Source organism: Sorangium sp. So ce321 (assembly GCF_051530195.1).
In the GTDB taxonomy this organism is placed as follows: Bacteria; Myxococcota_A; Polyangia; order Polyangiales; family Polyangiaceae; genus Sorangium.
Genome location: NZ_CP150329.1, coordinates 3532984 through 3557621 on the forward strand (window position 1 = coordinate 3532984; position 24638 = coordinate 3557621).

18 protein-coding genes and 1 pseudogene are annotated in these 24638 nt (G+C 69.6%); 15 read left to right on the top strand and 4 right to left on the bottom strand.

Features of this window, described 5'->3' with window-relative positions; all coding sequences use genetic code 11:
* Positions 1-41 precede the first annotated feature (41 nt).
* Positions 42-2444, bottom strand: coding sequence for a substrate-binding domain-containing protein (locus WME89_RS13740; RefSeq protein WP_438011931.1), 2403 nt, complete (start codon positions 2442-2444; stop codon positions 42-44).
* Between the two features lie 946 nt (positions 2445-3390).
* On the opposite strand from WME89_RS13740, the gene WME89_RS13745 reads away from it, so the two are divergent.
* The 14 genes and pseudogenes from WME89_RS13745 (at position 3391) to WME89_RS13810 (ending at position 19801) form a co-directional block, all read left to right on the top strand.
* Positions 3391-4431, top strand: a complete 1041-nt coding sequence (locus tag WME89_RS13745; protein WP_438009632.1) for a poly(ethylene terephthalate) hydrolase family protein — start codon at positions 3391-3393, stop codon at positions 4429-4431.
* 84 nt (positions 4432-4515) lie between these two features.
* Entirely contained in the window at positions 4516-5592 is a 1077-nt protein-coding gene (locus tag WME89_RS13750) for an alpha/beta hydrolase family esterase (protein WP_438009633.1), read from the top strand.
* Positions 5593-5654: 62 nt separating this feature from the next.
* Positions 5655-6995, top strand: coding sequence for an extracellular catalytic domain type 1 short-chain-length polyhydroxyalkanoate depolymerase (locus WME89_RS13755; protein WP_438009634.1), 1341 nt, complete (start codon positions 5655-5657; stop codon positions 6993-6995).
* 391 nt (positions 6996-7386) lie between these two features.
* A complete protein-coding gene (locus tag WME89_RS13760) occupies positions 7387-8442 on the top strand; it encodes an alpha/beta hydrolase family esterase (RefSeq protein ID WP_438009635.1) in 1056 nt (351 codons plus the stop codon).
* A gap of 86 nt (positions 8443-8528) precedes the next feature.
* Positions 8529-9728 (top strand): MFS transporter, encoded by a 1200-nt coding sequence (locus WME89_RS13765; protein WP_438009636.1) that lies wholly within the window; start codon positions 8529-8531, stop codon positions 9726-9728.
* Positions 9729-9787: 59 nt separating this feature from the next.
* Positions 9788-11014 (top strand): flavin-dependent oxidoreductase, encoded by a 1227-nt coding sequence (locus WME89_RS13770; protein ID WP_438009637.1) that lies wholly within the window; start codon positions 9788-9790, stop codon positions 11012-11014.
* The gene (locus WME89_RS13775) at positions 11011-11457 is read left to right on the top strand and encodes a DUF3237 domain-containing protein (RefSeq protein WP_438009638.1); all 447 of its coding nucleotides are present in this window, start codon (positions 11011-11013) and stop codon (positions 11455-11457) included. The genes WME89_RS13770 and WME89_RS13775 overlap by 4 nt, the downstream gene beginning before the upstream one ends.
* Before the next feature lie 70 nt (positions 11458-11527).
* Positions 11528-12865, top strand: a complete 1338-nt coding sequence (locus tag WME89_RS13780; protein ID WP_438009639.1) for a hypothetical protein — start codon at positions 11528-11530, stop codon at positions 12863-12865.
* Between the two features lie 24 nt (positions 12866-12889).
* Positions 12890-12982: pseudogene (locus WME89_RS13785) on the top strand (hypothetical protein); the annotation flags it as partial.
* A 623-nt stretch (positions 12983-13605) separates the two neighbouring features.
* Positions 13606-14583 carry a fumarylacetoacetate hydrolase family protein gene (locus WME89_RS13790; protein WP_438009640.1) on the top strand — a complete coding sequence of 326 codons (978 nt, stop codon included), beginning with the start codon at positions 13606-13608 and terminating at the stop codon, positions 14581-14583.
* A gap of 52 nt (positions 14584-14635) precedes the next feature.
* Complete coding sequence (locus WME89_RS13795; RefSeq protein WP_438009641.1) at positions 14636-15787, top strand: 4-hydroxyphenylpyruvate dioxygenase family protein; 1152 nt, start codon at positions 14636-14638, stop codon at positions 15785-15787.
* On the top strand, positions 15787-16947 hold the full coding sequence (locus WME89_RS13800) for a homogentisate 1,2-dioxygenase (RefSeq protein ID WP_438009642.1): 1161 nt from the start codon (positions 15787-15789) through the stop codon (positions 16945-16947). The genes WME89_RS13795 and WME89_RS13800 overlap by 1 nt, the downstream gene beginning before the upstream one ends.
* 449 nt (positions 16948-17396) lie before the next feature.
* Positions 17397-17495: a GxxExxY protein gene (locus WME89_RS13805; RefSeq protein ID WP_438009643.1), complete on the top strand. Its 99-nt coding sequence runs from the start codon at positions 17397-17399 to the stop codon at positions 17493-17495.
* A gap of 461 nt (positions 17496-17956) precedes the next feature.
* Complete coding sequence (locus WME89_RS13810) at positions 17957-19801, top strand: FG-GAP repeat protein (protein WP_438009644.1); 1845 nt, start codon at positions 17957-17959, stop codon at positions 19799-19801.
* A 103-nt stretch (positions 19802-19904) separates the two neighbouring features.
* Here WME89_RS13810 and WME89_RS13815 read toward each other — a convergent pair whose 3' ends face one another.
* The 3 genes from WME89_RS13815 to WME89_RS13825 form a co-directional block, all read right to left on the bottom strand.
* On the bottom strand, positions 19905-21611 hold the full coding sequence (locus WME89_RS13815; RefSeq protein ID WP_438009645.1) for a carbohydrate binding domain-containing protein: 1707 nt from the start codon (positions 21609-21611) through the stop codon (positions 19905-19907).
* Between the two features lie 558 nt (positions 21612-22169).
* Entirely contained in the window at positions 22170-22400 is a 231-nt protein-coding gene (locus tag WME89_RS13820) for a hypothetical protein (RefSeq protein WP_438009646.1), read from the bottom strand.
* 493 nt (positions 22401-22893) lie between these two features.
* Positions 22894-23520, bottom strand: a complete 627-nt coding sequence (locus tag WME89_RS13825; protein WP_438009647.1) for a hypothetical protein — start codon at positions 23518-23520, stop codon at positions 22894-22896.
* 107 nt (positions 23521-23627) lie between these two features.
* Here WME89_RS13825 and WME89_RS13830 point away from each other — a divergent pair, with 107 nt between their 5' ends.
* Positions 23628-24605 (top strand): DUF4423 domain-containing protein, encoded by a 978-nt coding sequence (locus tag WME89_RS13830; protein ID WP_438009648.1) that lies wholly within the window; start codon positions 23628-23630, stop codon positions 24603-24605.
* The last annotated feature ends 33 nt before the right edge of the window (positions 24606-24638 follow it).

The window sequence follows — 24638 nt, forward strand, 5'->3', positions numbered from 1 at the left end:
CGGCTCAGCATCGGCTCAGGGTCGGCTCAGAAGGGCTGGAGCTACGCTGAGCGGCGATAGACGATCTGTCCGCCGGTCTTCGACAGCGCATAAGTGAACCCGAGCTCCAGGGTCGAGCGGGTGACGACGCTCCCGAGGTCCACGCCCTGCTCCACCATCAGGCGCGCCGCCGCCGGCGTGACGCCGACGAGCACGACCTCGGCGCCGAGCAGCCGCGCGGCCCGCGCCGCGCGCAGGAGGTGCTCCACCGACGCGGCGTCGACGAACGCCATCCCCGTGACGTCGACCAGCACCACGCGCGCGCGGTGCTCGGTGATGTCCTGCAGCATCGACTCGATGAAGCGGCCCGACCGCTGCGCGTCCATCGTCCCGACGATCGGCATCACGAGGATGTTCCGCGCGATGGGCACGACCGGGCTGGAGAGCTCGCGGATCGTGTCGAGCAGCGACTCCTGGTGCCGGTTCGCGTGCTCGAGCTCATGGGTCCGCTCGATGATGCGGTGGACGAGCTGCGTGTTCTCGAGCGCCACGGCCATCGTGTCGGCGACGCGCTCGATCATGGTGAGGTCGTCGAGCGAGCACGCCGCCCGGCGCCCGCTCTCCAGGACCAGGGCGCCGAAGGCGGACCCGCCGGCGAGCAGCGGGACGCCGACCAGCGTGTGCGCCCCCCTCCCGCGCGCCTCGACGACATCGGGCGCGTCGTGGAGCTCGCTCGCGTGCGTGTCGAGCGTGTCGACGATCACCGGCCGGGCAGTGCTCAGCACCCGCCCGACCATCGATCTCGCGTCGAGGGGGGCTCGCTCCTCGCGGTGATCGTGGCTCCCCGCGTCCACGGTGACGAGGAGGAGCTCCTTCGCGCGGCTCTCGTGGGGGAGCTGCTCCCTCCGCTTCGCCGCCTTGCGGTTCGCGTCCAGGGCCAGGTAGTCGGAGAGGGGGAGCGACCAGGGCGTGCGCTCGAGGGTCACGACGTCGATGCCTGTGTCGATGAAGCGCAGCGCGGACCCTCCCCCGGAGCCGGCGCGCGTGGGCAGCCCGGCCAGGGCCGCCTCGACGCCCTTCGAGAGCATGTCGTGGACGAGCCGCACCGCGCGGTAGCCCATCTCGTGCTCGCGCTGGACCAGGGCCGCGTGGATGGTCCCTTCCCGGAGCATCGCGAGCGTGTCCGTGAGGAGATCGAAGGCGACGATCTTGAGCTCCCCCGCCCGCCCCAGCGCCCTCGCGGCCGTACCCCACGACAGGCCGTTCTCGGCGCAGACGCCGAGGGCGCCGGCGATCTCTCCGGTCTGCACGGCCTCCCGGGCGATCCGCCGCCCGAGCTCGATGTCGAACCGGTCCTCGGCCGGCGGCTGCAGGTCGAAGGGCGCGCCGGAGAGCGCCGCGCGGAACGCCTCGATGCGCTCGCGGCTGTTGATGGCGCTGAGCCAGAACGTCATCGCGCCGACCTTGCCTCCGCCCGGGAGCAGCCGGGCCATCATCTCCGCGGCGAGCCGCCCCGCCACCACGTTGTCGGTGCCGACGTAGGCTTGAGCGCAGCTGCCCTCGACGGGCGGCGTGTCGATCGTGACCACCGGGATCCCGGCCGCCACCGCCCGACGGATCGCCGGCTCGATGACCTCCGGGGTGATCGGCGCCACGGCGATGCCGTGCACGCCCCGGTCGATGCCTTCCTCGAGGATCCCGCGCTGCTCGACGGCGCTGGAGGCGGGGGCGTTGCGGACGTCCACGTGGATGCCGACGCTGCGCCCCGCGATGACGGCGCCGTCACGAACGTTGTTCCAGAACGCCAGCGGCAACTGGCGCGAGACGCGGTAGATGCGGATCTCGCGGGCCGGGGCGTCGCCGCGCGCGCCCCCGGGGGGAGCGTCGCTCAGCAGGACGAGGTGCACGGAGCGCCATTGCGGCCTGAGCTGCACGCTCTTGATCCCTTTCGAGATCATCTCGATGAGCTCATGCGTGCTGGTGCGCGCGGCCACCGCGTTCAGCACCGCCTCGACCACGCGCACCTCCTGGGCCGACTGCACCTTGTCGTTGTAGAGCTCTCGCCGCTCCAGCGCCGCGCCGGCGCTCGCGGCGAGCGCGCGGAGCCGCGCCCAGCGCTCGCCGGAAGGCGCCTGCCCGTCCGGCTGCTCGACGGCGAGCACGCCGATCGTCTGTCCCTGCGCGCGCACCGGGGTGAGGACGACGACCGCGCCCGCGGGCACGAGGTGCAGCGCCGACACGCCCGGCAGGTGCTCGCTGTACCAGTCGGCGGCCGCCATGATCCGGGTGCTGTCCGCGGCGCCGAGCGTCGCGATCACGGTGGCCGGCCCCGCGCCGCCGGCGACCTCCTGCGGGCTCGCCAGCACGCCAGCGAGTCCGACAGAGGCCTTGTAGACCAGCTGCTCCCCGTCCCGGGCCAGGAGGCTCCCGCGCTGGGCGGAGGGCACGGTGCCCACGGCCTCCATCACGATACGATGCAAGGTTGCGTGAAGATCAAGACCAGTGACCATGCGCCTTACGTTTCCGCAACCCACCCCGACGACGCGACGACGGCGCGGGCGCACACCAGTGGGCGTGATCGAACGGTACCCTGTCAAGGGGTGACCGGGCCGCCTCGCGCGCCGCTCGCCTCCTCCGCCCCGCGTCCTCCGCGCAGGGCATCCACGCAGGTGATCTGTGGGTCAGGCATCCTGCGAACGTGACGTCCCCTGACGTCGACCGTGCTCGTTCCCGCGCCCGCCGACCGTGGCCGCGCAAACGAACCTGGGCTGGAGCTCGGGGCAGGAGGGAGGATCACACGAGGTCGGCTGCCGCGAGGTGCTGTCGGGCGCGCGATCTCATGGGATGGCAGGATGGCGCTCTCCCTCCGTCCCTGGAGACCTCGGGTCAGACAGACAAGGACCCAGGGAGGCCGTCGACTCGCTGCCGGAGCGATGCTGCTCGCCCCTCCGGCGGCGTCGGCGCGGCGGCAGGCCTGCGCCGCAATGCGTCGGTGTGGCGGGGGTCGGCGACGCGCGCACGAGGCTCGAAGGCGCTGTCATGCTGCGTCACCAGCTCCGTTCCCCGGCCAGGCGCGGACCTCGCGCCCGCCGACGATCGCCGCGCGCCAGTTTTTGATTGACGCCGACCATGTGAGCGCTCACATTTGGCGCTCCGGATATTCTTGCGCCTTGCTCTGGATAGGCCGTCATGCGCAACGGGCGCTGCGTCCTCATGCGCGTTCACCTCGACGGTCGCGCCATGGCTCCAGACGAGGCGCACGCAGGGGAAGGAGCAGCCGTCCGGCTCGGCCTGGGATGACATCGGGCGCGCTCCGAGGCGGGACGTCTGGCAACCACCTGCCTGCAAATTTCGCCACCGTCGGCCTGAAGCAAGCGTTTCGCGCTGACGTGACGCAACCAGAGAGGCCTCGTGTACAACGAAAAGAAAGCCGTCAGGCGCTTCAATGTCTTCTGCTTGCTCACGAGCGTCGCGCTGCTCTCGTGCAGCGAAGATGGCGGCGACGCGGCACAGGCTGCCGGCGCCGGCAGCTCGAGCGTGTCAGCCACCAGCGGGGCGTCGACCAGCGTGACCGCTGGGTCGGGTGGCGCTGCCAGTGGCAGCGGCGGTGCCGACACCAGCGACGGTGGAATGGGCGGGGCGGGCGCGGGCGCGGGCGGAGCAGGTGACGGCGGCGACGCAGCGGGCGGGGCCGGTGGTTCGCCGCTCCCGCCGATCACGGATTATTCTGCCGAGGGGCCGTTCGCGACGACAGTGGAGCGGAACTCGGGGCCCAGCGGAAACCACACGGTATTCAGGCCTGAACGCCTGGCCGAGGGCGGTTTCTTGCACGCGCCGATCATTTTTGGGCCCGGGATCAACACGCAGGTGACCAGCTACACGGATCTCCTGTCGAATTTCGCTTCTCACGGCTTCGTGGTGGTCGGCGCCAATCTCCTCACGGGCGGCCCCAACGCCCCGAACAACCGCGCGGCCATGCTGGAGGGGCTCGAATGGATCATCGAGCAAAACAGCAAGGTGGGCAGCGTCTACGAGGGCAAGATCGACGTGGAGCATGCCGTCTCCATGGGCTACTCGGTCGGCGGCACTGCCGCCGTGGAGCTCGGCGGTCACGAGGCCGTGGCCACCGTCGTCTCGATCCACGGCCACATCGCGACAGCGGCCCTGCACGGGCCCATGCTGCAGACCAGCGGAACGCAGGACACAATCGGGCTGCCGATGCAGCAGAAGACCTACGACATGTCCCAGACCCAGACGTTCCTGGCGACGGTGATGGGCGCGGATCATGGGTACATCACGCGCGACGTGGGAGGCGTCCAGCGGCCAGCGATCGTGGCCTGGCTCCGTTACTGGATCTACAACGACGCCGGTGGGAAGCACTATTTCTACGGCGATGATTGCGTGATGTGCACCTCGCCCTGGGTGAATCCCCAGCGCAAGAACTGGGAATGACCTGGCGTCGAGGGGGCCAGCGCGCCCGGGTCCGCGCCTGGTTCGTGACCCTCGTGGGTTGAATGTCAACCAAGGAGAGCACCCATGTCGTCTGGTATTGGCTCTATGAGCTCTGATTGTATTCACCCTCGCTCGCGCTGGCTGCTGCCGATCTGGGGCGGGCTGGGCCTCTGCGCCGCTCTCAGCCTCGGCTGTAGCGACGACGGGCACACCGGCGGATCGGCCGCCGGTGAGACCTCCGCGAGTGGCTCCGGCGGCGGCGCGGCCTCCGGCGGCACGAGCAGCGGCGATGCAGCCGGCAGCGGCGGAGCGACCGCGGGCGCCGGTGGCACGGGGGGCGCGGGCGCGAGTGGAACGGGCGGCGCGGGCGGCGCCGTCACAGCCGGGGCCGGCGGCAGCGGAGGTGGAGACGGAGGTGACGCGGTGAAGTCCGCGGGCTGCGGCAAGATGCGCACGCTCCAGAACGGCGCTGGCGCCGTGATGAGCGGCGGGAAGAGCCGCAAGTACACCCTGCACGCCCCCGACGATTACGATAACGGCCACCCGTACCGGCTCATTCTCTCCTTCCACGGGGCCACGGGGAACAGCGGCCAGGTTGCCCCCTCGTACTTCGGGCTCTGGTCGCTCTCCGAAGGGAGCACCATCTTCATCGCGCCCGACGCTGTCGGCGGGTTCTGGTCAGCCGACGACGACGTGACCTTCGTCGACGACATCCTCGAGCAGGTCACGGGCGATCTTTGCATCGACACCTCGCGCATCGAGCTCGAAGGCTTCAGCCAGGGCGGCGCCATGGCGTGGACGCTGGCCTGCGCGCGTCCGAACGTCTACCGCGCCGCCGTGGTCCACTCCGGCGGCGGTGTCGCCCGGCCCGCGAGCTGTCAGCCGGTCGCCTTCATGTCCTCGCTCGGCCAGCAGGAGAGCGGCGGAGCAGGACAGACCTCCAACAGCGATTTCTTCGCCATGCAGAATGGATGCACGGTGGAGCCGCTGGCCAAGGCTCCCAGAGGCGGCCACGCCTGCTCGGACTACAAGGGCTGCTCCGCGGGGCACCCCACCCGCTGGTGTGATTACGACGGCGGTCACACTCCGTCGCCGAACGACGCCGGGCAGGACACGTCGTGGATGCCCCAGGAAGTCTGGACCTTTCTGAGCCAGTTCTAGCCGCGAGCCAGAGCGGCGCTGGCTCGCGTACCAGGTCGGCGTTTTCAAAGGATCTCTGCCTGATGAACCAGTTCCAACGTCACCTCCTCGGGTTCGCGTCGCTCTCGTTCGCGCTGCTCGCTGCGCTGCCTGCGCGCGGGGCATCGCTGCAAAAGGTCAACCAGAGCGAATGGGGGGCGGACGGCCTCCCCAGCTACGTCAACATGTACATTTACGTGCCTGACGAGCTGGCGACCAGGCCTCCCATCGTCGTCGCTCCCCATCATTGCCAGGGAAACGGCCAGGGGACGTTCAGCGAGATGTCGAGCCTGGTTTCGATAGCGAACACCAGTGGCTTCATCATGATCTTCCCGGAGGCCACCGGGCAGAACTGCTGGGACGCGGGCTCGACGAGATCGCTCAAGCACGACGGTGGCGGCGACACGGGGGCCATCGTCCAGATGGTGAAATACACGCTCGCGAAGTACGACGGCGACGCGGGCCGCGTGTACTCGGTCGGCGGGTCGTCGGGCGGCATCATGACCGAGGCGCTCCTGGGTGTGTACCCCGACGTGTTCATGGCCGGCGTGTCGCTGATGGGCGTCCCGTGCGGCTGCTGGGCCGAGGGCTACAACGACGTCACCGGGACGGGGAACAGCGCCCAGTGGAGCGGGCCCTGCGGGGGCGGCAACGTCACGAAGACCGGGCAGCAGTGGGGAGACCTCGTTCGCTCGTACTACCCCGGTTATACCGGCCATCGCCCGCGCCTGCAGCATTGGCATGGCACCGCCGACACGATCCTCAGCTACAAGAACATGGCGGAAGACGTCAAGGAGTGGACGAACGTCCTGGGCTTGAACGAGACCCCGGACGGGACCGACACTCCAGAGAGGGGAACCACGCGCCAGTTCTGGAACAGCGCCTGCGGCTACACGGTCTACGAGGCCTTTTCGATGGACGGCGTCGGGCACTCCGTGCCGTTCGACGGACCCGCCGTCGCCGCCTATTTCGGGCTCGACAGGGTCGGCGGTCAGGATCCCGAGACGGCGGCCTGTCCCGGCGCTGTTCCCGGTGGTGACACCGGGGGTGCGGGTGGCGCGGCCGGGGCCGGCGGTGCGGGTGGCGCGGCCGGAGCCGGCGGTGCGGGCGGCGCGGCCGGGACCGGAGGCGCGGGCGGGGTGGTGGAAGGTGGCGCCGGCGGCAGCGTGGGCAGCGGCGGCGCGATGGGCACCGGGTCCGGGGGGGCGGACGGACAGGACGCCAGCTCGGGAGCTGACGGCTCGACGGGAGGAGAGAGCTCGAGCTCGAACTCCGGCTGCAGCTGCGCGCTGGGCAGCGACGCGAGCGACTCTGGCGCCCAGGCGGGGCTCCTCCTCGCGGCGCTGGGATTGCTGCTCGGTCGTACGAAGCGCCGCCCGCGCTGAGCGCACGGGGAGCGCTCCCCGCCTTCTTCGACGCCGCTCCCTCCACGAGCCCTCCACGGCGCGCCCGCTGTCCGTGCGACCCTCGGCCATTGCATCGCTCCTGCGCTGTACGCGCTCGGCGACGCCCGTCTGGCCGGTGGGCCTCATGAGGCTTGATCCTCCCCATGGGGAGGAATGGCGCGTGGGCCTCCACAGGCAATAATTGCAGCACCAAGCGAATTTGGCTCTCGCGCGAACCGTCCAGCCGCCGCCGTGGGCGTGACCTCGCGTCGAGGCATAGGCGAGTATGCCTATGCCTCGAACCGGAGGACCTGGGTTACGAAGTCGTTGCGGTCACCTGCATCGGGTGATGCGAGGAACGACGCCGATCTCCGAACAGAGGCGAGGACGAATGGAAACGCTTCGTAATTTCGGCATGACCACGCCAGGGCTCGTCGCGCTCGCGACGCTCGCGGCGCTCGCAGCGCTGGCCTGCTCCGGGGAGGGGGATGCGACGGCCGAGGCATCGTCCGGCAGCGGCAGCGCCGGAGGGCTCACCGGGCCCGGAACCAGCGGCTCCGGTGCCACGGGGGGCTCGTCGGCGACGGGGAGCCCGTCGGCGACGGGGGGCCCGTCGGCGGGGGTCGGCGGCAGCGGCGGGCGTCCGGCCTCTGGAGAAGGGGGCGCGGGCGGCGCGGGCGCCGCCGGAACCGGCTCGGTCGGTGCTGGAGGGGAGACGCAAAGCGCGGGCTGCGGTAGCGCGACGGCGCCGACGAGCGGCCGTTTCAGCATCGATGTCGGGGGCGCGACGCGCGAGTACATCCTCGCCTTGCCGGACGACTATGACCCGAGCCATGCTTACCGGCTGATCTTCGCCTGGCATCCCCGCGGCGGCTCGGCCGAGCAGGTCGCGACCGGGTTCGGCGGCGGCTATTACGGCCTCCAGAGCCGCGCCGGCGGCTCGGCGATCTTCGTCTCGCCCGAGGGCATCGACCAGGGCTGGGAGAACAGGGACGGCCGCGACATCACGTTCCTCCGCGCCATGCTCGACCGCTTCCGCGGCGAGCTCTGCATCGACCAGAGCAGGATCTTTTCGACCGGATTCAGCTACGGCGGCATGATGTCCTACGCGATCGGCTGCGCGATGGGCGACGTCTTCCGCGCCATCGCCCCCATGTCCGGCGCGCTCTACAGCGGCTGCGAAGACGGCGACAGCCCTGTGGCCATGTGGGGCGCCCACGGCGACGCCGACAACGTGGTTCCGCTCGAGAACGGCCGGTCCGCGCGCGATGTCTTCCTCGAGCGAAACCACTGCGATCAGCAGACCACACCGACCGAGCCGAGCCCCTGCGTCAGCTACGAGGGCTGCGATGCGGGCTATCCCGTCGTCTGGTGTGAGTTCAGCGGGGGCCACACACCGGCGAACAACTCCGGTGAGTCGATCTGGAGCTTCTTCTCGCAGTTCTGAGTCGGGCTTCGCTTGAACCAGCGTCGTTCAGGCTGCGGCCAGCTGCAACAATCCCGGACAACGGGACGGAAACGAGAGATTTCCCCATGGGTGGTTCGCCCCCTCGCGCGTCGAGCGGCGTCGTCACGCTGTCGCTGTGCTTCCTGATCGCCCTGCTGGAAGGGTTCGACATCCAGGCCATCGGCGTGGCCGCCCCCCTGCTGATCCCCGACCTCGGGCTGACGCCCGGGCAGGCGGGCGTCGTGTTCGGGGCCGGCATGGCGGGGCTGGTCTGCGGGGCGCTGGGCGGCGGCTGGATGGCCGACCGCATGGGCCGCAAGCCGCTGCTGATGATGGCCGTCGGCGTGTTCGGCCTGTTCACGCTGGCCACCGTGGTCGCGGGCGGACCGCTGTCGCTGGGTCTCTACCGGTTCCTGGCCGGGACCGGCCTGGGGGCGGCGATGCCCACCCTGGTGGCCGTCGCCTTGGAGATCGCCCCGCCCGACCGGCGGACCCGCACGACCACCCTGATGTTCAGCGGCATGCCGGCCGGCGGCGCGCTGGCAGCGCTGTTCGCGGCCGGTCTCCTCCAACGCTTCGGCTGGCGCAGCATCTTCGTGGCCGGCGGCGTGCTGCCGTTGCTGCTGCTGCCGGCCATCGCGCGGCTGATGCCCGACAGCCGCGCGGCGGCGTCCGGCGGCGCAGAGCGGCCGGGCGGCGTGGAGGCGCTGTTCGGTCATGGCCGGCTGCTTGTCACGCTGATGTCCTGGATCACCTTCGGCCTGACGCTGCTGGTGCTGTACCTGCTGCTGAACTGGCTGCCTTCGCTGGTCGCGGCCAAGGGCCTGGGCGGGGTAGGGGGGGCCGGCGCCGCGTTCGCCTTCAATGCCGGCAGCGTCGTCGGCTGCTGGGTCATCGGCGTGCTGGTGGACCGGCTCGGGCCGCGCCTACCCATCATCGCGGCCTATCCCGCCCTGGCGCTGTCGCTGTTCGGCCTGGCGGGGGCCGACAGCCTGCTGCCCGTGCTGGTGCTGGCCGGACTGGCCGGCTTCTTCCTGCTGGGCGCGCAATACTCGCTCTACGGCGTCATCCCGCTCTATTACCCGGCGCGGGCTCGCGGGCTGGCCGTCGGCGCCTCCATCGCCGCCGGCCGGCTGGGTTCCATCGGCGGGCCGCTGATGGCGGGCCACCTGCTGGGCCAGGGCTGGGGCCCCGCCGGCGTGGCCATGGCCATGGTGCCGGTGGTGCTGTCGGCCGGGGTGGCGGCGGCGGTGATGACCCTCCGCGGCCGCCATGCCGGTGATTGAGGCATGGCGGCGGCTTCAACAAGGGGCGGCGTCGAGCCGCATGTCTGCGGGAGAATATCATGCAAGTGATCGTCGTGGGCGCCGGGATCGGCGGCATGGCCGTGGCTCTGGCGCTGCACGCCTCGGGCCATGAGGTGACGGTGTTCGAGGCCGCGCCCACCATCTTGCCGCTCGGGGTCGGCATCAACCTCCTGCCCCACGCCGCGGAGGTGCTGGACGAGCTGGGCCTTGTCGAGGTCCTGCTGGCCCAGGGGGTGGCGACCCGGGAGCTCGTCTATTTCAACCGCCTGGGACAGCGCATCTGGGGCGAGCCGCGCGGCCGCTTCGCGGGTCACGCCGCGCCGCAGATCTCCCTGCACCGCGGCGCCCTGCAGGGCGTGCTGTTCGACGCCGCCGTCGAGCGGCTGGGCCCCGAGCGGGTGATCTGCGACCGGCGCCTCGCGGGCCACGAAGAGGGCGAAGGCCACATCGTGGCGCGCTTCCTCAGCCGCGAGGGCATGACGTGGAAGGTCCCCGCCGACATTCTAATCTGCGCCGACGGCATCCATTCGGCGGCGCGCGCCGGCCTCTATCCGGACGAGGGGCCGCCGGTCTATGGCGGCCGCATCCTGTGGCGGGCGACGACGATGGCGGCGCCCTTCCTCACCGGCGCCAGCATGATCATGGCCGGGCATCAGGATCAGAAGTTCGTCGCCTATCCCATCTCCCCGCCGGGGCCGGACGGCCGGCAGAGGATCAACTGGATCGCCGAGCTCACCGTCGGCGAGAGCCTGCGACGGGAGGACTGGAATCGGCGGGGCGATCCTGCGGACTTCCTGCCCAGGTTCGAGGACTGGCGCTTCGACTGGCTGGATGTGCCCGGCCTGATCCGGCGCGCCGAGGCGATCTACGAGTTCCCGCTGGTCGACCGCGATCCGCTGCCGCGCTGGAGCCATGGGCGCATGACGCTGCTGGGCGACGCGGCCCATCCCATGTATCCGATCGGCTCGAACGGGGCGAGCCAGGCCATCCTGGACGCCCGCGCGCTGGTCCGCGCGCTGGCCGCCCACGCCGATCCGGTGGAAGCGCTGGCCGCCTACGAGGCCGAGCGCCTGCCCGCCACCGCCGCCATCGTCGCGGCCAATCGCGGCAATGGTCCGGAGCAGTGCATGCAGATCGCCCAGGAGCGCGCGCCCGACGGCTTCGACCGGATCGAGGATGTGTTCGCCCCCGGCGAGCTGGAGGCCATCGCCGCCCGCTACAAGGTGTTGACCGGCCTGAAGCGCGCCGCGGAGCCGCTCGCGTGAGCCCGCCCCTCATCCCCTTGATGACGCTCGAGGTGGCGGTGGACCCGCCGGTCACCGTCAATCCGAGCTCGCCCGGCCGTCGCTTCATCCCCATCGTCGGCGGCACGGTGGCCGGCGGCCTCGAGGGCCGGGTGCTGCCGGGCGGCGACTGGCAGACGATCTGGGCCGACGGGCGGATGGACATCTCCGCCCACTATCTCCTCGACATCGCCGGCCATGGGACGGTGGAGATCCTCTCCGAAGGCGTCCGCGCCGGGCCGCCGGAGGTGCTGGCGGCGCTCGGGCGCGGCGAGGCCGTGGACCCCGGGCTCTACTATTTCCGCACCGCCATCCGCATGCGAACCTCGGCGCCAGGGCTGCTGCGGCTGAACGCCATGCTGGCCCTGTCCGTGGGCGAGCGGCTGGCCGACCGGGTGCGGCTCACGGTGTACGAGATCGGCTAGGGGGCGTGATCGTGGCTGAGACCTTCAAGACCTCGGATGGCCTGACGCTGGCCTCACAAGAATGGAACGCATGAGCACACAGACGAGAGCGTCGAGACGCCGGGGCGATGCTGGCGCAGGGTTCCTGGCCGTCGTCCTCGGCATCATCGCCTTCGATCGCCCGGCATGGGCACAAGCGCAGCCCGAAGCGCTGCCGGCGCCCACGGGCGAAGACCCGCCGAGCGCGGCTCCCGCGACCGGGCCCGTGAGCCCTGCTGCAGACGCGAGCGCGGCGTTGGCGCCCGCGGCGGAAGCCCGCGCCGGCGCGCCGGCGCTGCCTGGCGCTGCCGGGCCCGGCCCAGCTGCGCCGGCGGCGCCACCGACGCAGGACGAGCCCTGGAAGAATCCGCTCAGCGTCGCGGCCTGGGCCCGCGTCGGAGGTCGCTTACAGAACCCCAGCGCGCGCGAGAAGATGGACCGGCTGCTCGGGGACGGAGAGCTGGATCTGTCGTTTTCCGGCGAGATCAACCGGTTCATCGGGGTGCAGGGCGCGGTGGTCGCTCAGTTCGGGCCGACCCCGACCGGGGGCAATATCGCGGGCAGCGCGACCCTCCGTGACGCCATCGCCAAGTTCAGGTTTCATGATCTGCTGAACGTCTGGCTCGGTCGCATGATCGTGCCGTCGGATCGCTCCGCCTTTTCCGGGCCGTGGTCGATGGGGCCGTGGAACTATCCCGGGTTCTTCGAGCCCTATGCGCCGCCGATCGGGCCAAGACAGGGGCCTCTCGGGCGCAACGACGGGGTGACCGCCTGGGGCAAGGTGGCGGGCGGGCTGTTCAAATATTACGTGGGTGCTTTCAACCTGCATGACTCTTCGGTGAGCCCGCTCTACACGGCGAGGCTCAACATCAGCTTGCTCGACCCCGAGCCGGCCTATTACCAGAGATCCACGTACCTCGGAGAGAAGAGCATCCTCGCGCTCGGCGTGGCCGGTGAAGTGCAGAGGGAAGGCTCCGTCGAATCGTTGCCTCCCCCTGCGACGGACGCGCCGCCAGGCATCCCGCGCAAGGATACCTATGGCGAGGTCAACGCCGATCTCCTGTTCGAAAAGAACCTCGGCACGGCGGGAACGGTCACGCTCGAAGGCGCCGTCTACAAGTACTTCGGCGATTTCGAGAGGTTTGATTACTCCTATTTCGTGCTCGCGAGCTACCTCACGCCGAGCAACATCGGCGTCGGGAAGCTGCAGCCCCTGGTCCGACTGCAACAAGCGAAGCCGAAGGGGGCGGATCCCTATCTGCTCATCGATGCGCAGATGGGCTACATCATCGAAGGGCACGCTGCGCGTGTGGCGCTCGGCTATCAACGAAGCGATCTTTCAGGGGCGAAGGGGAATGCCCTGTTTCTGGGGGTCCAGCTGCAGAAGTGATCCCCGGAGCGATGGGAGCTGCCCGTCCACGATCCGCTACCGTCCCCCGTCTTCCGTCTTCCGTCCCCCGTCGTCCCCCGTCTTCCGTCTTCCGTCTTCCGTCTTCCGTCTGGCCTCCGCGTGCGCGTGCGCGTGCGCGTGCGCGTTCCCTTACTCGGCCGTGCCGCTACACGTCCCTCAATGACGGGAGAAGAGAATGGAGCGCGCACGCGCACGCGCACGCGCACGCGCACGAAGACGAGAGACGAGAGACGAGAGACGAGAGACGAGAGACGAGAGACGGAGAGCGGAGGACGACAACGAGCGGGTCGCACTGGCCGGCGGCCATCGTTGGCGCCCAAGGGAGATCCGGGATAGCTCCCTCGCGGCATCGTATCATTCCCGTCCGAGCACTTATCTAAAACGGCCCCGGCATCGAGGCGCCCTCCCTCCTGCCCCGAGCTCGAGCCCCGCGGAGCGCCCCTCCGGCGTGAGGCTCGCATCGCGGCATAGGCCAGTCTGCCCATGCCGCGAGCCAGAGGGATCGGGTACGACGTCGTTGCAGGCACCTCCATGGCGCGCTGGACGAGATCGTGGAGCGTCGAGACAACATCCAATCCGGTGGTCCTGCGGATCCGTTCAACCGCCTCTCTGATGCGCGGCCCGCAAGGGCGAATTAGCCCGGGCAGGCGCGACGGGTCTCCTGGTCGGCCAGCGGAGACGAAGAGACTACCGGGGCACCACAAGGAGCTCACACCCGCATGAAGCTCGCCTCTCTCCGCGGCCCCGGCCGCGACGGCACGCTCATCGTCGTCCGCCGGGACGGCCTCGCCTACGCGCCCGCCGGGGCGGCGTTCCCCACGCTCCAGGCCGCGCTCGACGACTGGGATCGCGCCGAGCCGGCGCTGCGCCGCATCGCCGACGACATCGAGCGCGGCGGCGCGGCCGTGGCCCCGCTCGCCGTGGAAGAGCTCGCCGCGCCGCTGCCCCGCGCGTACGAGTGGGTCGACGGGTCGGCGTACATCCATCACATCGAGCTGGTGCGCAAGGCGCGCGGCGCCGCGCCCCCCGAGACGCTCACGACCGATCCGCTGGTGTACCAGGGCGGCTCCGGCGTCCTCCTCGGGCCGACCGATGACATCGTCCTGCGCGACGAGGCCTGGGGCCTCGATTTCGAGGCCGAGGTCTGCGCCGTCCTCGGCGACACCCCGCAGGGCGCGCGCCGCGACGAGGCCCACCGGCACATCCGCCTGTTCCTGCTGGCCAACGACGTCACGCTGCGCAACCTCGTGCCCGCCGAGCTCGCGAAGGGCTTCGGGTTCTTCTGCTCGAAGCCGGCCACGGCGTTCTCCCCGTTCGCGATCACCCCGGACGAGCTCGGCGACGCGCTCCGCGACGGGCGCGTCCACCTGCGGCTCCGCTCCACCTACAACGGCGCGCTCATCGGCGATCCCGAGGCGGGCCCGGAGATGCATTTCTCGTTCTTCGACCTCATCGAGCACATCGCCAGGACCCGCAGCTTCACGGCCGGGACCCTCCTCGGCAGCGGCACCGTCTCGAACCGGGATCCGGCGCGCGGCGTGTCGTGCCTGGCCGAGAAGCGCATGCTCGAGACCCTCGAGCACGGCACGACGAGGACGCCCTTCATGAGACCGGGAGACACGATCATGATCGAGATGCTGAGTCGCTCGGGCGAGAGCCTGTTCGGGCGCATCGCGCAGCGGGTGGTGGCCGGATGAGCGCCCCGCGCGGATCTCGAGCCTGGTGGACCCCTCGCGACGGAGGAACGGAATGACCAAGGTGGAGTCGATCGGCATCAAGAGGGTAGAGGCGCTGCACTACTACGTGCGCGACCTCGAGCGGAGCCGCAGGTTCTACACGGAGAAGCTCGACTTCCATGAGCTCGCCGCGAGCTCGCCCGAGCTCAACGCGGCGGCGGCGCAGCGGTCGGTCGTCTTCCAGGCCGGCGAGTGCGCCATCGTCTGCTCGCAGCCGACGGGCGAGGGCGGGCGGGCGTGGCGCTACCTGCGCAAGCACCCCGACGGGGTGGGCACAATCGTCTTCGAGGTCGAGGACATCGACCGCGCCTTCCGGCTGCTCGAAGGCCGCGGGGGCACGCCGATCGACGAGATCCACCGGGTGACGGACGGGGGCGGGACGTTCGCCTCGTTCTCGATCACGACGCCGTTCGGGGACACCACCTTCCGCTTCGTGGAGCGGCGCGACTACCCCGCGCTGTTCCCCGGCTGCGTGGCCCATTACGCGCCGCGCGGCGGCCACAACCGGTTCGGGATCGCCCGGTTCGATCACATCACCTCGAACTTCCAGACGATGGCGCCGGCCCTGCTCTGGATGGAGCACGTGCTCGGGCTGGAGCCGTTCTGGAAGATCGAGTTTCACACGAACGACGTCACGAAGGACGCCGGCCACGGCTCGGGGCTGCGCTCGGCCGTGATGTGGGACCCGGGCTCGGGCGTGAAGTTCGCCAACAACGAGCCTTACCGGCCGCACTTCAAGAGCTCTCAGATCAACGTCTTCAACGAGGAGCACCGCGGCGACGGGGTGCAGCACGTGGCGCTCGCCGTGGACGACATCCTCGCCGCCGTGCGCGGCATGCGCGCGCGCGGCGTGGAGTTCATGCCGACCCCGGGCGCCTATTACGACATGCTGCCGGAGCGCGTGCGCCAGCTCGGTATCGGCGAGCTCGACGAGGACGTGGCGACGCTGCGGGACCTCGAGGTGCTCGTCGACGGCGACGGCGCGCGGTCGTACCTGCTCCAGATCTTCCTCAAGGAGTCTTCGGGCACGCACCGCGACCCCGACGCCGGGCCGTTCTTCTTCGAGCTCATCCAGCGCAAGGGGGACCGCGGCTTCGGCGCCGGCAACTTCCGGGCGCTGTTCGAGAGCATCGAGCGGCAGCAGAAGGCCGAGGGGCACGGCTGATGCTCGATCGCGTCGTCGTCGGGGCCGTCCCGCGCAAGCACCACATCGCCCTCCGGAGCGAGGCGGGGGAGCTCCGCTACGAGGAGTGCCTGACGCGGCAGGGCTTCGACGGCCCGTACACGATCGCCTACCACGAGCGCCGGCCGCACGAGCACCGGGTCGCGCGGGCCGAGCACGGCTTCGCGCTGCCGGTCGCCGCGCCGCCGCGCCCGCTCGCGAAGCGGCACTACCGGTCGCAGGACCTGCCGCCGCGCGGGGGGCCCGCCGTCGACTGCCGCGTGCCGCTGCTCTTCAACGACGACGTGGTGATCGGCGTCGCCCAGCCGGACGCCGCCGACCCGGTGTACTTCGCGAACGCGGACGCCGACGAGCTGTTCTTCGTCTTTCAGGGCGGCGGCGTCCTGCGCACGATGCTCGGCGATCTCCGCTTCGAGCAGGACGACTACATCGTCGTCCCGAAGGGGCTCTTCTACCGGTTCATCCCCGACCCCGCGCCCCAGCGGTGGCTCTCGATCGAGGCCGCGGACCTCCACCTCCCGCGCCAGTGGCGCAACGAGGTCGGCCAGCTGCGGATGGACGCGCCGTACTCCCACCGCGACTTCCGGCGGCCCACGCTCGTCGGCCCCCTCGACGAGGGCATCCGCGCGCTGGTGGTGAAGCGCGGCGGCGCCTTCCACGGCTTCGCCTGCGAGCGCTCGCCGCTCGACGTCGTCGGCTGGGACGGCGCGGTGTACCCGTTCGTGTTCCCGATCCTGAGCTTCCAGCCGCGCGTCGGGCTCGTGCACCTGCCGCCGGACTGGCACGGGACGTTCGCGGCGCGGGGCGCGCTCCTCTGCAGCTTCGTGCCGCGCCCGGTCGACTTCCACCCCGAGGCGATCCCGTGCCCGTACCCCCACTCGTCCGTCGACTGCGACGAGTTCCTCTTCTACTGCCGCGGCAACTTCACCTCGCGCCGCGGCGTCGGCCCCGGCAGCGTCTCGCACCACCCGGCCGGCGTCCCGCACGGGCCGCACCCGGGCGCGTACGAGGCGAGCCTCGGGGCCCGCGAGACGAGCGAGCTCGCGGTCATGCTCGACACCACCCGCCCGCTCACGGCCACGCCGGCCGCGCTCGCGGTGGAGGACCCGGGCTACCAGGACAGCTTCATCGCCGGCGCCTGACCGGCGGGGTCAGGCGCGCTGGCCGGGCTGGTCTGCCGCGCGCTGGCCGGCGGCTGGATGACGACTCGGGGCAAGCTCCCAAGCCCGGCCCGATGGGCCTTGTGCGTAACGGTGCTGTGCAGCGTTCCCGTGAGCATGCGTATGGCTGGGCGACCTGCGCGGCAAGCGGCTTGGGTCCGGGCCGGCGCCAGGCGCAAGCCCGTCTGCCCAGCTTCCTGCCGGTCTGCCGCGGCGCGCAGCGCCGCCGGCAGCAGCGGCCTGTTGGGCGGGAGACAGAAAAAGAGAGAGTACACAGGGAGGCGGGGAGGCGGGGAGGCGAGAGAGAGAGCACAGACAAGGGGAGGCGAGAGATGGGGACCATCGTTCGAGCTCGCGCGGGGACGGCTGCCTCCATGTCGCTCGTCTTGTAGGGCGGGGGCCGGGGACGTCAGTTCTGCGCAACTGGGCACGTGATGCCAGTCCATGAAGCTCAGGTGCTCATGTACCTGAAGCTGACGGACCTGGACGTCGGACTGCTCGTCAACTTCAACACGCCGGCGAACGACTGATCCCGGCTCTCGCCTCCCCGCCTCCCCGCCTCCCCGCCTCCCTGTGAATCTCTCCCTCTCCATCTTCTCTCCGCCCAGCGACTCGGCAATCACCTGCAACTCGACAGCCTCGTCGCCGCCGAATCTCCGCCCGAAGGAGCGGTGCGTTGCATGGGCTTGGGCACCGTGCGCCGGAGCCTGGCATCGAGACGAAGAAGCCTCGGCTCCGGTGGCCTTCATGCGCTCAATGGCCCGGCCTGAGGCGAGCGATCACAAGATCGTATGGTGCGCAGAAGGAAGTAGCGCGGCCTGTTTTGATCACGCTTGCCAAGCCCCAGCCCCAGATAGAAAAGTTCATCTCAGCGCGATTCATACGCTGGAAACGGGCGAGCCTCTTGCGCGACGGCTCTCCTGGCCCATAGAGTCCGCACCCTGGAATGACGTGTGACTCCATGAATGGGGGATGAAGGGAAGAGTGGTCGATGAGAAGACAAACACGCTTGTGGGCACAGCGCCTCGTTCTGTTCGGTATCGGGAGCATGGCAATGGCATGCAGCGACGCAGAGCGAACGGACGGACGAGAGCCGGAGGAGGCGCAGGCGGCCCATTCGGCTTTGCTCGCAGCGCAGCGGTCGCAGCTCCTGGCCAGCGACCGGGACAGCGCAGACCTGTTCGGCTTCTCGAGCGACATCGATGGTGACACCGCGGTCATCGGCGCGCTCGGGAAAGACGGGCACACGGGGGCTGCCTACGTCTTCGTGCGCAGCGGCGGCACGTGGACCGAGCAGGCCAAGCTCTCCGCGAGCGACGGAGCCCCGGGGGACTACTTTGGCCGCTCGGTCTCCATCTCTGGAGATACGGTGCTGGTCGGCGGCGAGAGCAATGCCGCGAACGGCACGGATGCAGGGGCGGCGTATGTATTCGTTCGCAGCGGCACGACGTGGACCCAGCAGGCCAAGCTCATCGGGAGCGACGTGGGGGTGAGCGACTTCTCTGGCGTGGCCGTGGCGCTCGATGGAGATACGGCGCTCATCGGCACGAGCGGAGACGACGATGCGTTCACGGACGCAGGCGCGGTGTATGTCTTCACGCGCAGCGGCACGACGTGGACCGAGCAGGACAAGCTGGTCGCCGATGACCCGACCGCGCCTGGTTACTTCGGCTCGTCGATCGCCCTGTCCGGGAACAGAGCGCTCATCGGGGCGCCGTTCACCGGCACCGGAAAAGTTTACTCGTTCGTGCGCGTCGGGAGCACCTGGACACAAGAGGACGTGCTCGCCGCCGATGATGGGCAGCCGGACGACTATTTCGGAAAGTCCCTCGCCCTCGCGGGGGACAGGGCGCTCATCGGGGCCCCCAACGACGACGATATCGCCTTCAACTCCGGCGCTGCGTACGTGTTCGCGCGTGATGGCTCGACATGGACGCAGGAGGCCAAGCTCACCTCCGAGCGCACGAGCTCCTTGAGTGACTTCGGGGCGAAGGTCGCGCTCACGGGATCGGGGAATAGAGCCTTCGTGGGAGCGTCTTCAGACAACGATCTCGGCTCCGACGCCGGAGCGGTGCACAGCTTCTTGCGCGCCGGCACCTCGTGGGCAGAAGAAGAGCTCAAGCTCGTCGCCGCGGATGGAGGTCCCGTCGATCTCTTCGGATCCTCCCTCACCGTGTCGGGCAGCACGTTGTTCGTCGGGGCATACTTCTACGATGTCCTCGGCTTCAACGAAGGCACGACGTATGCCTATACGTTCAGCGACGGCGGCTTCCGATCGATCGAGACGACGATCGACAGCACGACGGTCGCGCTCCCCGAGGGCTGCCTTCCGGGCGACCTGCTCCTCGCCGCGCTCGAGGTCGTCGCCGATCCTCCGGACGTGACCCCCCCATCGGGCTTCACGCTCGTGCACGACCAGTCGTCGTCCACGAGCGACGGGCCCTTCCACGCCATGGTGTACACGAAAGTCGTGGGCTCGAGCGAGCCTGCCGAGTACACGTTCGATGTTCCGGTGGGCGTCTGGGTCGACATTCACCTCGCCTGCTATTCGGGGGTGAGCAGCGCGGTCGCGTCGGCCGGCGCGAGCGCCACCGGGCCCTCCATCAGCGCGCCCAGCGTGACGCCCTCGAGCCCCGGCGGGATCCTCGTCACCTTCTTCAGCGGCTACAGCTATGGTACATGGTCCACGCCGGCCGGGCTGACCCAGCGGTCGGACGTCGACAGCAACAGCATTCAAGACCAGGTCATCACGACCGCCAGCGCCACCGGCGCGCGCACCGCAACGAGCTCGGGAGACCCGAATGGCCTGGCAGCCGTCTCGGTGATCTTGCAGTAAATCGCAGCCTTGCGCGCGACGCGCGGGCGCAGCCTGCTCAGGACGCGAAGAGGAAGAGGGGCCAGCTCTCGCCAGCCCCTCTTCTGCGACTTGCGCGACGTGTTTACGGCGCCAGACGAACGAGCTTCACGCTGTCCACGGTGACGGCCGCGGTCCCTGCGTTGCCGACGTTGAAGTCGAGGAACGCTGCGGGATCCTGCGGGACGCTCGGGAGCTCGAACGAGTAGATGACCCATTGAGGGCCCGCCGCCGCGGTCACGCGACCGTAGCTCGCCCAGTTGTTGTCGCTGTTCCCGTTGCGTCCCAGGTTCACCACGAACGTGCGCACGTCGTCCGCCTTGGCGCGGAATGTCAGCAGGTAGCGCCCCGCCTGCGGCAAGTTGACCGTGGTCCGAGCCTGGATGTGCCACATGTCGGAGCCGGGCTGCTGCACGTTGATGCGCATCTGGCGGCCGTTGAAGTCCGCCCACGCCGAGGCACCGTTCCAGTTGAGGAGCTGCCAGCCGCTGCTGCTCTGGCTTCCCGCGAGCGCGGTGTTGGTCACATTATCGAAAGAGCAGTTACTCACGAGGTTGAGAGGATCTCGGCACGCGTCGACCAGGCTGGCCTTCTCGTGGATCACGCCGCCCAGCAGGCCCGAAAAGGCGCGCCAGCCGAGCGCCAGGTCGTCACCGACGAGGCCGATGGGATCGATGCCGCCGTACCCGAGGCCTGAGCTGTTGACGCTCTTGTAGAAGTCGCGAATCAGACCGGCTTCGTATGCCCACTGCCCCGACGTGGCATCGCGCTTGTAGAGCGAAAGGCCCTCGTCTCCACCGCCGACCGTGCTGGCCAACGTGTCGCCGTAGAGCGCCAGGTGCACGTGCGGGTAGGCGGTTTGCAGAGATTGGTGCGCGGAGATCGTGCCGTCGGTCGCCACCCGGTAAAACGAGAGGTGCTGCTGCGGCGTGACGCCGTTGACGGGGTATGTCGCGCCGGACGTGACAGCCAGGTTCCCGGAGGCCATGGCGAGGCTCCGCCCGAAGGCGCCGCTCGAGAAATAGCCGCTCGTCATCGCCACGGAGCTCCAGGTGCTGTTGCTGGCGTTCCTGCGGAAGATGCGGACCGAGCCGAGCTCCGCCCCGGCGTCGCCGCCGTCGGACCACGGCGAGCCGACCGCGACCTTATCGCCCTCGATCGCGACCGCAGCGCCGGTGAAGCGCTCGTCCGGCTCGTCGAGCGAGAGCTCGAGGACCCACGCGTCGGTCGAGGTGTTGTAGCGGTAGATCTCGAGCACGCTGTGTCGCTTGTAGCCGATCACGAGGTAGTCGTCGGACAGGGCGAGCGCGATGTCCTTGAAGCTGCTGTCCGCGGGGTACGTGAGCGGGATGCGGGTGAGCGCGCGGCTGATGTTCTGTCCGTTCTCGCGCACCGCGCCATTGCAGTTGCGCTGACCGCTGATCAGGGGGCACTCCGCCCATGAGCCGTTGTTGTTCCGGGCGATGTACACGGAGTTCGCTTGCGGAGAGCTGGAGGAGCTCGTGCCACGCGTCGCGAATGCAAGGAAGCGACTCGCGATGGCGAGCTGGCTCCCGGCCTGGAGGTTGAACTGGGCGACTCCCGGGAACTGGTACACGCGCTCGGGCGTGGTGCTCGTGCCGTTCATCAAGTAGACGGCGCCCTGCATCGTGCTGGGGAACGTGGGCTCCGCCTCGCCGCTGATCTTGACGTGCTCTTGAAGCGCGCCGACCAGCGTGAAGGTCCCTGCCCGTGCCATGGTCGTCCCGGCTTCGGGGTACGCCGTGTTGCCGTGCGGGGTGGGCTTACCCACGACCACGCCTGCCGACGCCTGAGCGGCGACCAGACCGACGCAACCAGCGAGCATCCCAGCGAGACTTCTCAACTTGATCTTCTTGGAAACCAGCATCATGAACCAACCTTCTTCTTTGAAACGAGGAGAGCGCCGGCTCAGGGCTCGCGCACACGGGAAGCGTGCATCGCGACTCCAATCTGCGCCGATCGTCTCCGTCACTACATCTGTCACTAAATCCGTCACTAAATCCATCAATCGCCGCGTCGCACCGAGGGGGGACGAGATGAACGAGCCCGACACTGCAAGCCGAACCCTCCCGACCGCACCTTCCCCTGGCGCTGATGACGGAAAGACCACGCCGCCGACCCGCCGAGCCCCGCGCCTTCGCTTCACGCCGGCCATCACGCGCGCTCTCCTCGCGGGCGGAGCCATGCCTCTGGCGTCGAGCTCCGAGCTCAGGCGATTCAGGGCCATCTCGCATCGCGATCGGACATCTCGAGTGCCCGTGTCACAATTGATGATCCCAGGATCGATCGAGCGCTGTTCGGCGATGCCGACATCGCTCTGCGAGTCTTCCTATCCTGCCCGATAACCTTCGTCTCCAGCTGCCGCGGTGCAGCCGATCAGCGACGGCAGCAGGGCAGCCAAACCCATGAATTTACTCATGGTTTGTACGTGTTTTCCCAAGCAATCTTCCCGCTGGACGCGGCCCAGATCGAGCCGCGCCCCGAAGCCGGTGGCGAGCGGTCCAAGCGGCGCCAGCTTCGATGCAGGCGGAACATTGTTCGATGCGAGCGCAACCGTCAAGCTCCGGCGAACAAAAACTCATCCTCTGAATCTTGTGTTAAATAGTGAAAAGAGGTCCGTTTCGAGCCGAGCGCGTGACAGGGGCGTCGAGGGCGCTGCGAGCGCCTCGACGAACGCCTCGATCGGACGGTCGTCAACTCGCGTTCTCGGACGGCTGTCAACTCGCGTTCACGGATCGCGCGACACTCGCGTCCACGGCCCATGCGGCGCGAGGCCGGCGAAACAAAGAGGCAATGGTCATCGTTGAAAATCCTCGCGCTAGCACGAAGATGGGCCGCGCTCCAGCGGCGTCGCCACGAGCGCATTCGGCCGGACAGCCGTCAACTCGCGTTCACGGCCCGCGCAGCGCGATGAAGGAAGGCATGCGCCGATCGAGGCGAGCTCGCTTGCCGCAGGAGCGGCGACGCGTCGGCCGAGCGCCGCTTGCGCTGCCCTCGCGCCGCGCAGGCCGCTCCGGTGGGTGAAAGACGGACGCGCGCACCGCGGATCGGGCTCAGAAGGCGCCGACTTCGCCGAGCAGCGCCCCGTTCTCGAGCAGGTACACATGGCCCCGAGGGGTCGACTCGCCCGCCTCCCAGCGCGATTCGACGGCGAGGTCGAAGGCGCCGCTGCACCCCGTGCAGCTGTCCCCCGAGCCACCGCCGGCGTACACGCCCGGGAACGGGTTCTCGTCGAAGATGAACGACAAGCGAAGGTCCGCGGCCCCGTCGTCGCCCCGATAGAGCTCCCCGCGCTGCTCGTGGTGGAGGATGCCGTCAGCGCTCGATAGATGCCCGATCACGAGGACCCGCAGATAGTCGTCGGCGCACTCGCCGCTGCGGTCGATGTACGCCACGACCGGTGAGCTCTCGGTGTCGGCGACGAGGGACCAGCTCACGGCGCTCGTCATTCCGTCGGCCCATGTCACGTCGAAGCTCCCGGCCCCGCCTGTCGCGTCGAGGGCCTCCTGGCCGCTCACGCCGAGGGGCGTCGGGGCGGTGAGGTCATGCTCCACGGGCCGACCAGCCGTCACCGGGAGGGAGTCACAGGGATCGGAGCCGATCTCCCCCGTCTGCCCCCCACCGGGCGAGCACCCCATGAGCAGCCCCGCCAGGAGCCAGCAAGCGAGTCGTACGTTCATCGAAGCCTCCGTCGCCTCCCCTTGCCGCAGCGCAGGAGCCAGCGCAAGCGTCGCGTAGCGCAGATACGCATTATCTATCGCTCCGATGTGCTACCATCGATGCATAAATGCGATACAAGAGGGCGCAATATGAGGAAATCGCAAGGGATTTCTGCCGGGCGCTCCGCGGCCGGCGCTCGCAGCGGCAGCTGAGCGTCCGGCTCGGGTACGACACGAACGTCGCCTTCAGCTGGGAGTCCGGGCGGCGCTTTCCCACGCTCCCCACCCTGCTGCGCGTCGCGACGTACAACGGCGTTGACGTCCATCGCGAGCTCTCGGGCTTCGTGCGCCAGGAGTCAGCCTTCGGCGCCGACGTCGCCGTCTCCGACCCGGCCCTCACGGCCACCCTCTTTCAGGTCATCAAGGGAGGGCTGAGCAACGCAGAGATCGGCTCCCGAATAGGGCGCAGCGCGTCCCAGGTGTCGCGCTTCATCGCGGGCGTATCCCAGCCCCGGCTCCCCGATGTGCTGGCCCTCGTCGACGCGACCACCGAGCGGCTCCTCGACTTCCTCGCCCTCTTCGTGCATCCGGGACAGCTGCCCTCGGTGGCGCGCGACTTCCGTGTGCTCGAGGAGCGCCGCCGGATAGCGACGGAGCTACCCTGGTCTCACGCCGTCCTGCGCGTCCTCGAGCTCGCGAGCTACGCGGCGCTCCCCTGCCATGACGACGCCTGGGTCGCCGCTCGCCTCGGGCTCCCGGAGGACGAGGTGCGTGCGTGCCGCGAAGCCCTGTCGCGGGCGGGACTGATCCGGTGGCGCGAAGGGCGGTACGCCACCACGGCCGAGACGGTCGACATGACCCGCGGCGCCGCCGAGCCGCGACAACGATTGAAATCGCACTGGCTCGACGTCGCCGCGCTCCGGCAGCGTCGCGGCGACCCGGGGCTGTATTCCTACAACCTCGTCAGCGTCGCGCGCCGTGACCTCGAGCGGCTGCGGGCCCTGCACGTGCGGTATTTCCACGAGCTTCGTCAGATCGTGTCGGATTCGAGCGAGCCCGATTGCGTCGCGCTGGTGGCGATGCAGCTCTTCGAGCTGGGCGCGTGAGGCACGAGCGGGGGCGCGCCCTTCCGCGTCATA